General features: G+C 70.9%; 11 protein-coding genes. 3 read left to right on the forward strand and 8 right to left on the reverse strand.

Translation table 11 applies throughout. The annotated features are described in order from the left end of the window. Positions 1 to 2 precede the first annotated feature (2 nt). Both ABZ449_RS07970 and ABZ449_RS07975 read left to right on the forward strand, forming a co-directional pair. Positions 3 to 1484: an NADH-quinone oxidoreductase subunit C gene (locus ABZ449_RS07970; RefSeq protein ID WP_360341984.1), complete on the forward strand. Its 1482-nt coding sequence runs from the start codon at positions 3 to 5 to the stop codon at positions 1482 to 1484. A 284-nt stretch (positions 1485 to 1768) separates the two neighbouring features. After that, entirely contained in the window at positions 1769 to 2332 is a 564-nt protein-coding gene (locus ABZ449_RS07975) for a GNAT family N-acetyltransferase (protein WP_360341987.1), read from the forward strand. Positions 2333 to 2436: 104 nt separating this feature from the next. Here ABZ449_RS07975 and ABZ449_RS07980 read toward each other — a convergent pair whose 3' ends face one another. The 3 genes from ABZ449_RS07980 to ABZ449_RS07990 all read right to left on the reverse strand — a co-directional run bounded on the left by ABZ449_RS07980 (position 2437) and on the right by ABZ449_RS07990 (position 5108). Then, positions 2437 to 3075: an endonuclease gene (locus tag ABZ449_RS07980; RefSeq protein ID WP_360341990.1), complete on the reverse strand. Its 639-nt coding sequence runs from the start codon at positions 3073 to 3075 to the stop codon at positions 2437 to 2439. Between the two features lie 128 nt (positions 3076 to 3203). Further along, positions 3204 to 3590, reverse strand: a complete 387-nt coding sequence (locus ABZ449_RS07985; RefSeq protein ID WP_360341993.1) for a hypothetical protein — start codon at positions 3588 to 3590, stop codon at positions 3204 to 3206. A gap of 225 nt (positions 3591 to 3815) precedes the next feature. Continuing rightward, positions 3816 to 5108, reverse strand: a complete 1293-nt coding sequence (locus ABZ449_RS07990) for an Ig-like domain-containing protein (RefSeq protein WP_360341996.1) — start codon at positions 5106 to 5108, stop codon at positions 3816 to 3818. A gap of 335 nt (positions 5109 to 5443) precedes the next feature. On the opposite strand from ABZ449_RS07990, the gene ABZ449_RS07995 reads away from it, so the two are divergent. After that, on the forward strand, positions 5444 to 6634 hold the full coding sequence (locus ABZ449_RS07995; protein WP_360341999.1) for a helix-turn-helix transcriptional regulator: 1191 nt from the start codon (positions 5444 to 5446) through the stop codon (positions 6632 to 6634). A 57-nt stretch (positions 6635 to 6691) separates the two neighbouring features. Here ABZ449_RS07995 and ABZ449_RS08000 read toward each other — a convergent pair whose 3' ends face one another. The 5 genes from ABZ449_RS08000 to ABZ449_RS08020 all read right to left on the reverse strand — a co-directional run. Beyond that, positions 6692 to 9373, reverse strand: a complete 2682-nt coding sequence (locus tag ABZ449_RS08000; RefSeq protein WP_360342002.1) for a condensation domain-containing protein — start codon at positions 9371 to 9373, stop codon at positions 6692 to 6694. Between the two features lie 2 nt (positions 9374 to 9375). After that, on the reverse strand, positions 9376 to 10581 hold the full coding sequence (locus ABZ449_RS08005; protein WP_360342005.1) for a hypothetical protein: 1206 nt from the start codon (positions 10579 to 10581) through the stop codon (positions 9376 to 9378). Positions 10582 to 10663: 82 nt separating this feature from the next. Next, positions 10664 to 10915, reverse strand: a complete 252-nt coding sequence (locus ABZ449_RS08010) for an acyl carrier protein (RefSeq protein WP_360342008.1) — start codon at positions 10913 to 10915, stop codon at positions 10664 to 10666. A 29-nt stretch (positions 10916 to 10944) separates the two neighbouring features. Then, a complete protein-coding gene (locus tag ABZ449_RS08015; RefSeq protein ID WP_360342011.1) occupies positions 10945 to 11796 on the reverse strand; it encodes a 3-hydroxyacyl-CoA dehydrogenase NAD-binding domain-containing protein in 852 nt (283 codons plus the stop codon). 46 nt (positions 11797 to 11842) lie between these two features. Next, positions 11843 to 14704, reverse strand: a 2862-nt coding sequence (locus ABZ449_RS08020; RefSeq protein WP_360342014.1) for an SDR family NAD(P)-dependent oxidoreductase, incomplete at its 5' end; no start/stop codon positions are given.

Genomic DNA, 14704 nt, shown 5'->3' on the forward strand with positions numbered 1-14704 from the left:
CCGTGCAGCGCACCACCACCGACCTCGAACCCGACGAACTCCCCGAGCACGCCGCCCGGTTGCTCGCCGACGGCCACCGGCTCGCCCTCGTCGCCGCCCACCACGACGACCCCGCCGCCGTCCGCGTGGTCTACCTCTTCGTCCAGGGCCCGCCCGACACCCGCACCGAGCTCCACGTCCGTCTGGACGCCCGCGCACCCGCCGTCCCCACCCTCGCCCGACTCTCCTTCCCCGCAGGCCGGTTCGAACGCGAGATGCGCGACCTGCACGGCGTCGTCCCGCTCGGCCACCCACTGCCCCACCGCCTCGTCCGCCACCCGCACTGGCCCCGCGGCTGGTACCCGATGCGCCCCGATGCCGGACCCCCACCCGAATTCGGCACCCCCGAAGGCCCGTTCCCGTTCCTCACCGTCGAAGGGCCGGGGGTGTACGAGATCCCGGTCGGCCCCGTCCACGCCGGCCTCATCGAACCCGGACACTTCCGCTTCTCCGTCGTCGGCGAGACCATCCTCAAACTCAAGGCCCGCCTCTGGTACGTCCACCGCGGCATCGAGAAGCTCTTCGAAGGCCGCTACCCCGAGCACGCCGTGCCGCTGGCGGAACGGATCAGCGGCGACACCGCCGTCGGCCACGGCCTCGCCTACTGCCTCGCCGTCGAGGAGGCCACCGGTCTGCGGGCACCCGCCCGGGCGCAGCGAGCCCGGGCCCTGCTGCTGGAGCTCGAACGCCTCCACAACCACGTCACCGACCTCGGAGCCCTGTGCAACGACGTCGGCCACGGCGTCCTCAACTCCCACGCCTGGCGCATCCGCGAGCGCCTGCTCCGCCTCAACCACACCGTCACCGGCCACCGCCTGCTGCGCGGCGGCGTCGTCCCCGGCGGTGCCGTCCTGCGCCACCTCCCGGACCGTACCGAACTCGCCCGGATCCGTGCCGACCTGAACGACCTCGCCGGTCTCGCCCTCGACCACCCCACCATCCACGACCGCTTCACCGGCACCGCGATCCTGCCGACCCGGGCCGCCCACGACCTCGGCTGCCTCGGCTACGTCGCCCGCGCCAGCGGCCTGCCCACCGACGCCCGGCGCGCCCACCCCCACCACGACCTCGGCGAACTCCTGACCGGCCGGACCCTCGACACCGGCGACGTCCTCGCCCGCTTCCGGATCCGCGCCCAGGAAGCCGGCGACGCCCTCACCCTGATCGAGCACCTCGCCGAAGGCCTGTCTCCCGGAGCCGTCGTCGACCTCAGCCCGCACCGGCCCGCTCGCGGCAGCGGCGTCGGCATCGCCGAGGGCTGGCGCGGCACCATCGTCACCCGAATCGAACTCGGAGCCGATGCCACCCTCGCCCGGGTCAAGGTCGTCGACCCGTCCTTCTTCAACTGGCCCGCCCTGCCCGTCGCCCTCGCCGACACGATCGTCCCCGACTTCCCCCTCACCAACAAGAGCTTCAACCTGTCCTACGCGGGCAACGACCTGTGACCGCCACGTTCGGGCGTCGCTTCCTCCGGAGGGCCCGGCGTGCCCGCACGGCGCGACCCGGACGGCCGTCCCGCGTCGGCGAACTCCCGTGGCCGGACCGGACATCGACGGCCGTCGGCGCCCGGTGACCACCGACGTCCGCGGCCCGGGCGGTGAAGGAAATCGGGTTGCGCAGCTGGTGGCCGGGGATCTACAACGGCGTTGTTGCCCATGACGAGTCGTCGGGGGCCCGCGGTCCGGTCACTCGGGCCGGCGGGCGGCCCTCGGGGAGGAACACCGGATCGATGACCACGCTCTCGCTGCCCTTCAGCACCGAACGGCTCCTGCTGCGCCCGTTCACGCCCGACGACGTCGACGACCTGTACGCGTACCAGAGCCTCCCCGAAGTCGCTCGTTACCTCTACCGGCCGCCACTCACCCGTGAGCAGTGCGCGCAGAGCCTGACGCGGCGCGCGGCCGGCACGGCGTGGGCCGAGGACGGTGACGCCCTCGCGCTCGCCGTCTGCCCGGTCGGCGAGGAGAAGGTCGTCGGCGAGGTCGTCCTGAAGCTCGCGAGCGCGCGGGCGCGCCAGGCCGAGATCGGCTGGACCTTCAACCCGGCGTACGGCGGCCGGGGTTACGCGACCGAGGCGGCGCGGGCGACCGCCGGGAGGGCCTTCGCCGAGCTGGGTGTCCACCGGCTCTTCGCCCGCCTCGACGTGCTCAACACCGGGTCGGTGCGCGTGTGCGAGCGCCTCGGCATGCGCCGGGAGGCGCACCTCGTCGAGAACGACCTCGACGAGGTGCGCTGGGGCAGCGAGTACGTCTACGCGACGCTCGCCCGGGAGTGGAAGGCCGATCGGGCCTGACCAAGGAGAGGCCGCGCGCCCGGTGGACGAGCACCAGACCCGGTTGAGAGCGGAAGACCCGGTTGAGAGCGGAAGACCCGTCGTCGTCTCCCGGTGACGGTGGGTCACACGGTCTGGAGCTCCTTCACCGCGTCCTTCGACAGACTGACCCGCACCAGGGCGGCGGCCAGCCTCGCATGGTCCTTCGGCGGCACCAGGCTGCCGAGCCCGCGGGGCGTGTGCGGCAGGCCGAGGTCCTTCGCCGTCCCGCAGGCCCGGTCGTCGAAGAACGGGCGCAGCTGCGGCCAGACGGCCTGGGCCTCCCGGCAGAAGATGTCCGCGCCGACCGGGCCGATCCTCGGGACCTCCCGCAGCAGGTCGCGCAGCGCGTCCAGGTCGCCGTCGGCCTGCTCCCGCATCCGGCGGAGGTCGCCGTGCCAGCGGTCGAGCACCAGCTGGGCCCCGTCGCCGAGGGCGGTGGCGGTGCTCTCGTCGTACCGCACGTAGTGGGCGCGCCCCAGCGCGTCCACGCGGTCCTGCCAGTCGGAGTCGGCCATCACCCTGGGTGTCCGCAGGCCGGCCCGGAACAGCTCCCGCGCGGCGGTGGTGGCCGTGTCGGCCTTGATGCGGATCGAGCAGAGCACCGTGAGCACCAGCAGCCGGTACAGCGGCGCGGGCTTGTCGCGCAGTGTGATGCCTGCCTGTTCGGCGTACGTCCGGCCGTGGTCGGACAGCAGCCTGGAGATGATCGTGTCGACCGTCATCGCTCCGGCACCTCGCTTTCCGTAGCGCCCCACAGTGCTGCGGGTTCCCCGAAATCCGCGCCGTCACGCCGAACGTGTCGGGCGATGTGGGCGGGGTAGGCGCCGGAGTGAGCCGGACGACCCCGACCTCACCGCGCGGCGCCGGACGACGCCTTCACGCGGGCTGCTCGAGGGCGTGTCTCGGCGACGCGCGCGGCGTGGGGTCGGCCGAGCCAGAGGGCGAACGTGACGACGAACAGTGCCTCCACCAGCAGGGAGAGCGGGCCGTAAGGCTGCTCCCAGCCCTCCTCGTGGTAGCCCGGCAGTCCGACGGTACGGGACAGCAGGAACCCGACGATCATGCCGATGCTGGTCGCCGACCCGACCAGCCAGGCACCGACGGGCCGCCGTAGGGCGACGAGACCGACGGCCACGCCGAGCATCACCGTGCTCCCGATCACGAACAGGACGCCGATGTAGGGCTTCTCCTCCAGGTGCGAGGGGACCAGGATCAGATGGACCACGGCGTTCGCCACGGCACTGGCTACCGCAGTCCCCAGAAGTGCGATTCGGATCGAGTGGGAATTCATCACGATTCCAGGGGTCACGCGACGGCCTCCCCGGCCGCCGCTTCCTTTCTGCCGCTCGCGAGGACGTGCTTCCCCCGGATACGGACTCGGCAGGCCGAGTGTTCACCGACCGACTCGGGCCCGGCGCGAGCACGAGCGCCGCGTCCGCGGTGAGGTAGGGCGTCCAGCGGGCTACCAGGTGGCCCAGGGGAGGTTCCAGCCGCTGAGGCCGTTGTCGGGGGAGACGGTCTTCTCCTTGGTGTTGACGATCGTGACGACGTCGCCGATCAGTGAGCTGTTGTAGAACGACCCGGCGACGGAGGCGTCGCTGCCGCCCTCCACGTCCTTGAGCGCGACGCAGCCGTGGCTGGTGTTGGCCTTGCCGAACGGGTCGCCCTCGTACCAGTAGTTGCCGTGGAGGTAGGTGCCGGACCTGGTCAGCCGCATCGCGTGCGGGACGTCGGGGATGTTGTACTCGTTGCCCAGGCCGACGGTCTGGGAGTTCATGTGGGTGACCGGCTCCTTGGACATGATGACCATGGTTCCGCCCCAGGAGGGGTGCTGGTCGTCGCCGAGGGTGGCGGGCACGGTGGTGGACCTGCCGTCCCGCACGATCGTCATCTGGTGTTTCGCGGCGTCCGCGGTCGAGATCTGGGAGCGGCCGATGGTGAACGGTTCGTCCTTGTCGACGTCGCCCCAGACGCCGGGGGCGACTTCGACGTTCTTCAGCCGGTAGTGGATGGTGACCTTGGTGTTCGGCTTCCAGTACTCGGCCGGGCGGAAGTCGATCCGGTTGTCGCCGAACCAGTGGCCCTTCACCTCGGTGCCGTTGTCGGTCTCGAAGGTGATGGCCTTGGCGACGGCGTCCTTGTTCACGATCTTGGTGCTGAAGTCCACCTTGACGATCATGCCCACGCCGTAGGTCTGGCCGTCGGCGATGTTGTCGTTGGTCGACACCTGCTTGCCGGGCAAGGCAGTGGTGAAGGCGCTGGTGGCCGCGGCGACCAGACCGTCGGCGTCCTTCGCCTCGGCGTTCACCGTGTACGCCGTGCCGGGGGCGAGTGCGGCGGCGGGCATCCAGCCGGTGCCGTCCGGGGTGATCGAGCCCTGGACGGGCTTGCCGTTCTTGTCCGTCACGTCGACGGCGGTGAGCTTGCCGTGGGAGACGGACACCCGGAGCGCGGTCGGCGCGACTCCTTGGGTCCCGTCCTTCGGCTCCACGTCCAGCACCGCGGTCGACGTCCTCGGCGCCGCCACGTCGGACGCCCCCGCGGAAGCGGCTCCGGAAGCAGATCCGGAAGCAGATCCGGAAGCGGCCCCGGAGGTGGCGGCGCCGGCCGACGCGGCGTCACCGCCGCCCTCGCCCTTGCCGTCGCCGCAGGCCGCGGTCATCAGCAGGACCCCGCCCATCGCCAGCGCCACCGTCCCGCGGTGGAGACGGTCGCTGGTGCGTATCGCGGCCCGGGCCGCCCGAACAGTGCTCACAGTTGCTCCCTCTCGATGTTTCGCCGTCAGCTTGTCCGCCGGTTCGTCCCGGCCGCAACGGTGGGCCGGCGATCAGGGACGCGGGGACGCCGTTACCCGGTTTGAGCTGGGAAGACGTAACCTTCCTGGGACGCGTGAGCGGGGCTCCGGGACGGCGCGGCCGGTTCCGGAGGGGCCCTCGGGGGAACCGTGGGACGGTCTGCGGCGTGCTTGTCTGCCGGAGCTCGTGTCGGCCCGCGTCCGGGTGGTCCGGCGGCCGGCGACGGCCGGAGCCGGGGGCGCCGCCGAGGGGGTTCAGGAGGGGTGGAGGAACAGTGCCAGAGGGGATCGGGGATGTGCGGGAGACGGACGAGGTCGCGCGGCTGCTCCGGGAGCTGAAGAGCCGGTCGGGCCTCAGTTACGGCGCGCTGGCGAAGCGGCTGCAGGTGAGCACGTCGGCGCTGCACCGTTACTGCAACGGTGATGTGATGCCGGTGGAGTTCGCCCCGTTGGAGCGCCTCGCGCGGCTGTGCAGGGCGACGCCGGAGGAGCGCATCGAGCTCTACCGGCTGTGGGGCATCGCCCACGCGGCGCGGGCGAACCGGCAGGCTTCCGCACCCGCACTCGCACCCACACCCGAGCCCGCGGCTGAACCCGAGCCCGCGGAGCGTGCCCCCGCCGTACCGCCGCAGCGGCGCGTGCGCCGGGGCGCACTCGCCGCCGTGACGGCCGCAGCGGTCCTCGCCACCATCGGGGTCATCGCCACCGGCCTTGAGACCCACTCGGACGGTTCGCCCGCCTCCGTGCCCGCCCGGGCCGTCGAGGCCGGTCCGTCCGCCGAATTCCCGACGCCGGCCCCTGTCGACAAGTCTGTCGGCGCCGTCACCTCCACCAGTGCGGGCGCGACCCCGTCGGGGCCGACCGGCGCCGCGGACCAGGGCGTGAGCGCCCCGATTGCCGTCGCGGTCCATCCCTCGCGCGGGGGCACCGAGTGCGACAGGTACGTGGTCGACCGTCCGCCGTCGGAAGTCCCCCGCCCGCCCGCGCTGGTGGACGTCCCGGCCTGGGTCTCCCGGGTCGGCGCGGTCCCCGGCACCTACCAGTCGATCGACCTCACCGTGCAGGGCACCGGCAGCGAGACCGTCGTGCTGACCGCCCTCAACGTCCGCATCGCCCGGATCGCGGCCCCGCTGCCCTGGAACGCCTACGCGATGGGCGACGGCTGCGGGGGCGGAGTCGGCGTCAACTCCTTCAACCTCGACCTGGACGCGGCCCGCCCCCGTCCGGTCCTGATCGAGGGCAGCACCGGCCTGCCGGTCAAGGTGAGCGAGCGGGACCCGGAGGTCATCGAGGTGACCGCCAAGACCACCTCCCACGACGTCAGCTGGTACCTGGAACTGGAGTGGACCAGCGGCAACCGCAAGGGCACGCTGACCATCGGCCCCGGCGCGGGCACGCCGTTCCGCACCAGCGCGGTCAAGGGCCGGCCGCTCTACAGCTACCCGATCGGAGGGAAGGCCTGGGAGCGCAGCCCCTTCCAGCAGTGACGGCCGAGCGGCCGGCAGACTTCCTGAGGGTTGCGGCGTGGGCGCGGCTCGTCGGACCTACGCCGACCGAGTCTGCCGGCCCGAGGAGTCCACCTTCAGGCCGAGCTGTTCGAGGGCGTCGAGTACCTCGATGAGGCCCGTCCGGTCGTCCTGGCCGCGGCGCATGGTGGTCAGGACGGTCGCGGCGGTACCGGACTCCTCGACGCTCTGCCACAGTGCCGGGGCGAGCACCGGGTGAGCGCTGACCTCGACCAGTACGTCATGGCCCGTCAGGAGCTCGGCGGTGGAGTCGGCCAGCAGGACGGGCCGCCGCAGGTTCTGGGCGAAGTAGCCCGCGGTGGCCTGCCGCCAGTCAAGCGCCTGCCCCGTGACCGAGGAGACCATCGGGATCCGGCCGGGCCTGGGGGTGAGCTCGCCTATGGCCCGTTCGAGGTCCGCCAGGATCGGATCGATCGCCGGGCTATGGGCCGGCAGGTCGACTCGGACCATCGCGCACAGCACGTCCGCGGCCTGGAGCTCGGCGACGACGGCCTCCAATTCGGACCGGTCACCGGCCAGCACGGTGGTCCGCGGGCCGTTCCGCGCGGCGACGGACACGCTCCCCTCAAGCCCTCGCAGGTGCTTCGAGAGGTCGACGGCCGAGAGCTCCACCACGGCCATGCCGCTGTGAGGGCTCGCCACGCGGCGTTGCTGATCGCTGTAGTGGTGGACGAGCCGGACCGCGTCCGGCAGGTCGAGGATGCCTGCGATGACGCTGGCGGCGATCTCGCCGACGCTGTGACCCGTGACAGCGGCCGGCCGGACGCCCGCCTCCTCCAGCCAGCGGGCGATGCCCACTTGGATGGCGAAGACGATGGGTTGCATGACGCCGACGTCGTTCGTCCTGGCTTCGGGTTCGTCAAGGAAGAGCTCGTGGACGAGGGACCAGCCGGTGTGCCGGGCCAGCTCGCTGTCGCACTCCTCCAGGGCCGAGCGGAAGGCGGGTTCGGTGCGGAACAGAGTCCGCCCCATGCCGACCCACTGCTGGCCGTAGGGGGAGCAGACGAAGGCGATCCGGGTGCCGTCCGCAGCGGCGAGCTCCGGCCCGGCGGACGGGCTGCTGGTCGGCTCACGGACGGCTGCCCCGCCGAGTTCGCTCAGCCGGCGACCCGGAGCGGCGGCCACGGCGTCGAGCAGCTCGGTGAACTCCCGGGCCAGCCGCTCGGCCTCCGCGGGGACGAACAGGTCGAGGGCGTAGGTGAGGCTGCCGTCGATGCCGTCCGGTCTCCGCTGTTCGGTGAAGCCCTCGAACAGCTCGAAGCGGAGGTCGAAGCGGGTGATCCCCTCCGTCACCGGCTCGGTCCGGACCTCCAGGCCGGGAAGGTGGAGCTCGGCGCTCGCGTTGTTCTGGAATGCGAGCATCACCTGGATGAGCGGGTGCCACGCGGGGGAGCGCGGCGGGTTGATGGTCTGGACCACGTGGTCGAACGGCACCTCCTGGTGAGCGAAGGCCGCCAGGTCCGTGCTGCGCACCCGGAACAGCAGCTCCCGGAAGGTCGGGTCGCTGTCGGTCCTGGTGCGCAGCACCAGCGTATTGACGAAGAATCCGATCAGGTCGTCGAGGCCCTCGTCGGTGCGCCCGGCGGTGGGGATGCCGATGGCGATGTCGGTGCCGGCTCCGCGCCTGGTGAGCAGGGTCGCAAGGGCGGCCTGCACGACCATGAAGACGCTGGTGCCGGTCTCCCGCGCCAGCTGGTGCAGTGCCCGGTGGGTCGCCCGCGTGACGCGGAAGGGGACTCGGCCGCCTCGGTGTGAGGGGGTGTCCGGACGCGGGGCCGCCACATCGATCCGTAGGCGGTCGGGCATTCCCGCCAACTCGCTCTCCCAGAAGGAGAGCTGGCGGTTGACCAGGCTGTTGGGGTCCTCCGGGGCGCCCAGGAGATCGTCCTGCCAGAGCGTGTAGTCGACGTACTGGACCGGTAGTTCGGGCCGGGCCGGCTCCTGTCCGAGACGGCGCGCGGCGTAGGCGAGTGCCAGATCGCGGTTCAGGGGGAGCAGCGACCATCCGTCGCAGGCGATGTGGTGAATGGTCAGGAGCAGGACGTGTTCGTCCGCGGAGAGCCGGAACAGCTGGGCCCGTAGTGCCGTCTCGGCGGTGAGGTCGAAGGCGTAACCGGCCGCAGCGCTCAGCGCTTCGGACAGGCCTGCCTCGGTGACGCCGTCGACCGGCAGCTCGACCGGAGCCTCGTCCGGGTCCAGGACGACCTGCTGGGGTCGGCCGTCCCAGTCGGGGTAAGCGGTGCGCAGACTCTCGTGCCAGGTGACCAGGTCGTCGAGGGCGAGTCGCAGGGCGGACAGGTCGAGGTCGCCGCGCAGCCGGTAGGCTATCGGCATGTTGTAGTGTCCGGCCGCGCCGTGCAGGCGGTTCAGGAACCAGAGGCGCCGCTGGGTCTGCGAGAGCGGGATCTCCGCCGGACGGCCCCGGGGGCGCAGTGGCGGGCGTCGGCTGCCGGAGCCCTGCTCCAGGTGCTCGGTGAGTTGGGCGACGGTCGGGGCCTCGAAGATCGTCCGGACCGGGACCTCCACGTCCAGGGCGGCCCGGATGCGACCGGCGAGCCGGGTGGCCAGCAGGGAGTGGCCGCCCAACTCGAAGAAGGAGTCGTCGATGGTGACCCGGTCGAGCCCGAGCACCTGGGCGAACACTGCGCAGAGGATCTCCTCCCGTTGGCCTCGCGGGGCGCGACCCTTCTTCTCACTCATGGTCAGCTCCCGCTGACGGCGGTGCGGACCCGGGCGGGCCACGCCGCGGTGTCGAGGCCGTACTGGCAGAGGAAGGCGTAGACGAGCCGCTCCAGGCCGAATCCGACGCAGCCGCTCTGGGTCGGGCCGTTCGCACCGTGGTCGATGCCGAAAGCCTTGCCGAAGAGGTCGTTGTGGAAGTTGAAGGAGCCGACGGCGATCGTCTTCCCGGGCGCGACGTGGAGCCGCAGCTCGTACTTGAGCTCCATCAGCCGCTGGGACCAGATCCGCTCGGAGGTGTCCGTGCCGCAGAAGAACGGATCGTTGCCCACCTCGCAGAAGCCGCTCAGGCCGAGCTCCTCGACGAAGGCGAAGACCTTCCGCATGAAGCGCTCACGGGAGTCCAGCACGTCTTCCCGGGAGCCCATGAAGACCATCTCCCGGATGGTGAAGTCCCAGAGCCGCTCCAGGCTGGTGGCGTATGCCGCCTCGAAGCGGAACGACTTGCCGCGCGACGTGACCACGTGGAGCCGGCCCGCCTCCAGCGTGCGGTCGCTGTACTGGTTGAAGGTGTGGTAGCACATCGTGGGCGGCAGGCAGTAGTCGACGTTGCCGCAGGAGTCCAGCACCGCGGAGTCGATGCCGGTGACGGCCTGCCGCTCCTGGAAGGCGCGGTAGACGTCGAGGTCGTTGCGCAGCCTGGTGACGAACATCAGGTGCTGCGGGAAGGCCTTGAAGTAGCCCGCCGTCTCCAGCGCCTTCGTTCTGATCAGAGTCGGGTAACGGTACTCCCGGACTTCGTGGTCCTCGGCCAGGAGGTCACAGACGGCCCGGTCGAAGTAGGTGAAGAGAGAGAGCAGCGGCTCGCCGACGGCGACCTGACCCTCACCGACCTCCGTCACCGCGCCGGTCTCGGAGAGGAGTTCGAAGACGTCCTGGTGCGGGGTGCGCTGGTGGGGCGAGGTCCAGACGGCCTTGGCCGGCGTCACCCACTGCCTCCGGACGTCGTTGTCCACCATGGAGTTGACCTTCTCGGTCAGGGCGTCGTGCGGGAGCGGCTGCTCGGAGCGGAGCGTCACGGAGCGCACCTCGTCGCCCTCCACGGGCACCACGAAGCCGGTGATCTCGGGCGACACGAAGAAGAGCCGGCGCTCGATCTCGGCGGCCAGCGCTTCGGGGATCGGGCTGTGAAGGTCGATCCGGGTGAGGACCTCGTTGGGGTGCGTCATCGTGGTTCTTTCCTCGCCGATGGGAGAACGGTCGAACGGGCCGGCGCGCGGCGGCGTGGCCGCCGCGCGTCCGTAGGTGGGACTAGGCCGCCGTAGCCGTCCGCGACGTGACCAGGCGGACGAGACCGTCGACCGTGCGGAAGTTGTCGAAGTCCATGTCCGCCGGGCTGAGGGTCAGGGCGAACTCCTTCTCCACGAAGAGCGCGAGCTGCATCGCGAAGAGAGAGTTGACGTAGCCGAGGGCGAAGAAGTCGTCGTTGTCGGCGAGCGGCTGGCCGGCCAGGTGCGGGGCGAGGAACTCGCGGACCCGGGCGCGCACGTCGTCGTTCGTCATATCAGGTTTCTCCTTGGGTAGTTCGATGATCAGTAGGTGTAGAAGCCCTGGCCGGTCTTGCGACCCAGGAGTCGTGCGTCGACCATCTTCTGGAGCAGGGGGGCAGGGCGGTACTTGCTGTCCTTGTAGCTCTCGTACATGACCGTGATCGAGTTCAGGATCGTGTCGAGGCCGATCAGGTCGCCGGTCTCCAGGGGCCCCATCTTGTGGCCGAAGCAGCCGCGGAACATCTTGTCGACGTCCTCGGCCGAGGCGATCTGGTCCTGGACGCAGAAGATGGCCTCGTTGATGGTCACCATGAGGACCCGGTTGGTGATGAAGCCGGGGGCGTCCTGGACGACGATGCCCTCCTTGCCCATGTCCGACAGCAGCCCGAGCGCGGTGCTCAGCGTCTCCTCGCTGGTGAAGTGGCCACGGACGACCTCGACGGTGTCCATCATCGGGACGGGGTTCATGAAGTGCAGCCCGAGGATCTCGGCCGGTCGCCCGGTGACCGAGCCCACCCGGGTGATCGGCACGGCCGAGGTGTTCACGCCGAAGATCACTCCAGGGCGGCAGATGGTGTCGATCTGCTCGTACACCCTGCGCTTGACGTCCCAGTCCTCGGTGACGTTCTCGACCACGAAGTCGGCGTCGGCCAGCGAGGTGAGCTCGGTGCCGGTGGTGATCCGGGCGAGGACGGTCTTGGCGTCCTCCTTCAGCGGCTTGCCGAGCAGCATCGGCTGGACCAGCAGGTCACGGCCGATCTGGGCCACCGCGCTGTCGAGCTGAGCCGGTGAGATGTCCACGAGGATCACCTCGAACCCGGACTCCGCGAAGGACTGGGCGACGCCGCGGCCGATCGTGCCGGCGCCGATCACTCCTACGGTTCGGATGCTCACGGGGATACCGCCTTTGCGGGATAGAAGGGGGAGTGGGGGTGCCTGGTCAGGCCTGGGCGTCCCTGGTGTCCAGGTGATCGGCGAGATCCGCGATCGTGACATAGCGGAACAGGTCGACCATGGAGATCCGGATGTCCATGACCTTCTGGATGCTCTGGGCGATCCGGAGTGCGGCCAGCGAGTCCACCCCGAGCGCGAACGAGGTGTCATGCACGTTGAGCTCGGTGAGATCGAGCTCGCGGGCCCAGATCCGGGCGAGCGCGCGCTCGGTGTCGCTGAACTCGCCGCTCTCCTTGCCGAAGAGCTTTGGCTCGCCGTCGGACGCCGCGCCGTCCGACGGCGCGGCGGATTCGCCGGCACTGCTGCGGGCCGCGGCGATGGCCTGCTGGATCGGGACGGCCAGCACCAGCGGCGCGCGACGCAGCAGCTCCGCGAGCTCGCTGGACCCGCCCAGCTTGCGGTAGTTGACCTCGCCGACGATCACCGGGGTGCAGGCCGAGGCGAGGATCTCCTCGAAGCTGCTGAGACCGTCCTCGACCGACACCGACCGGAAGAAGCCCTGGTCCTGCTGGACTCCGTGGTCGAAGGCCATGCCGGTTTCCAGCCAGTCGCTCCAGTCGACCGTCACCGTCCACCGGCCGCGCGCGGAGCGCTGCTCGGCGAACTGGTCCAAGTAGCTGTTGGCGGCAGTGTAGTCGCCTTGCCCGGCCGCGCCGAAGATCGCCACCGTGGAACCGAAGTTGACCATGCAATCCGGCGGATCGTCCTGGGTGACGAGGTCCAGCACGGTGGCGCCGAGCACTTTGGGGTTCAGAGTACGACGGAAGGTCTCCGCGTCCTTGCGGAAGAGGAAGCCGTCCCCGGCGACGCCGGCCGCGTGGACGACGCAGCCGATCGCGCCGAGATCGGCGCGGATCTTCGCGACGACTCCCTCCATGACCGTCAGGTCGGTGACATCACCGGAGTAACTGCGAACTTCGGCGCCGTTCCGCTCCAGTTCACGCAGTGCCTCGATCTGCCCGCGCAGCTTGGCGTCGGTGACCTCGTCCCACCGCTCGCGCGGCGGCAGTTCGGTGCGGTTGACCAGGGCCAGCCGTACACCCGGCCCCGAGCGGCTCAGATGGCGGGCGACCGCGAGTCCGAGTCCGCCCAGGCCGCCGGTGATGAGGTACACCCCGTCCGGGCGCACCGGCACGGACCTCGGCTGCTCCCGCAGCTGCACCGGCGCGAGCTCCGCGACGTAGCGGAGCCCGTCGCGCAACGCGACGGAGGTGGGCGTCCGGGCTCCGAGCAGTTCGGCGCAGACGGCCTCGGCGCCGGTGTCGCCGGCGATGTCGAGGCAGAACACGTCGGTGTTCTCGTGCTCCTGGCCGATCACCTTCGCCAGTCCGAAGAGCGTCGCGTGGACCGCGGCCGTCTCGGGCTCGGTGCCGGTCACCCGGGCCACCGAGGGGGCGACCACGCTGAGCCTGGCCGGGCCGACGCCGCGCTCGGAGAGGCTGCGGGCCAGGTGGAACAGGCTGTGGACGCCGTGGTCGAGCCTCGCCTCCAGGACCGCCAGATCCTGCTGGACGCCGCCGTCGGCAGGGGCTGCGACGTGCACGACCTCGTCCGGGAGCTCCGCACCGAGTGCGTCCAGCAGCCGGCCGAAACCCTCCTGGGTGGGCGGCACTTCGTACCGGTCCGGAGCGGACTGCTGCCATCGGTCCGCGAGGGCCGCCTCGGTGACGCTGATGCCGTGCGCGCGCAGTGCGGAGCTCAACTCGGCCCCGATGCCGCCCTGTTCGCCGATCACCAGGACCCGGGCGGGTGCGGCCTGGGGCTCCTCGGGCGCCGGTGCCGGGACCCAGCGGAGGGTGTGGTGGCGGTTGTGCGGGCGCAGCCGGGCGACCGTGCGCTTGGCGTCGGTGACGCGCTTGACGGTGAAGCCGCGGATCTCGGCCGCGGTGGCCCCCGACTCGTCGCAGATCACCACGTCGACCTTGCGGAACTCGGCGTTGTTCACGTAGCCCGGGTGCGGCTGGACGAAGCTCAGGCCCCGAGCGGGCAGCGGGCCGTGCAGGAGCAGCGAGTCGTAGCCGACCGGGAGGAAGAAGTCCCTCTCGCCGAGGGCGAGTCGACGGTCATCGGGAGTCTCCAGGACGGCGAAGCCACTGAAGCCGGTGGCCTGATCGAGCAGGGTCGGGTGCAGGAGGTGGTCCTGGCACTCGGCCCGGTACTGCTCGGGCAGGTCGAGTATGCCGAGGGCGGCCTGGATGCCGAGGTGCACGGTCGGGAGGCTGCTCCGCCAGCGATCGCCGAACTCCATCACCTTGTGCTCGGTCTGTCGCCGGGCGATGTCCACGCTCTCCAGTGAGCAGAGCTCACGCAGAGCTGCCGGATCCTGCAGCGGCGCGGGTGCGGTGTGCGGCTTGACACTCACCGTGCCCTGGACGTGCACCGTCCAGTGGTCGCTCGCCGGGTCGTGACTGGCGACGGTGAACTCGGCCTGCAGGTCGTCGATTTCCCGGACGGTTGTGTGTGCGGTACGTGGGGCTCCTTCCTGCACCAGCAACGGGACGAGGAAGGTGACGTCGCAGAGCTCGGTGACCGGCCGGCCGAAGTGCAGGGAGGCGGCGGCGCGGGCCATCTCCAGGTAAGTGGTTCCGGGGACGATCGCCTCTCCGAGCAGCTTGTGTTCGGAGAGTACCCAGTGCAGCTCCAGCGAGAACTCGGTGAGGAAGACGGACTGGCCCATCGACCGGAGCAGGACCTGGTCCAGCAACGGGTGCGGGCCGGGCGTGCGCTGGACCGCCGCCTGCGGGATCTGGGGCTCGAGCCAGTAGTGCTTGTGTTGGAAGGGGTAGGTGGGGAGGGGGATGCGGTGGCGTTGTTGGTGGGAGTGGTAGGTGGTCCAGTCGGGTGTGGT

Source organism: Kitasatospora sp. NPDC005856 (assembly GCF_040629945.1).
Lineage (GTDB): Bacteria > Actinomycetota > Actinomycetes > Streptomycetales > Streptomycetaceae > Kitasatospora.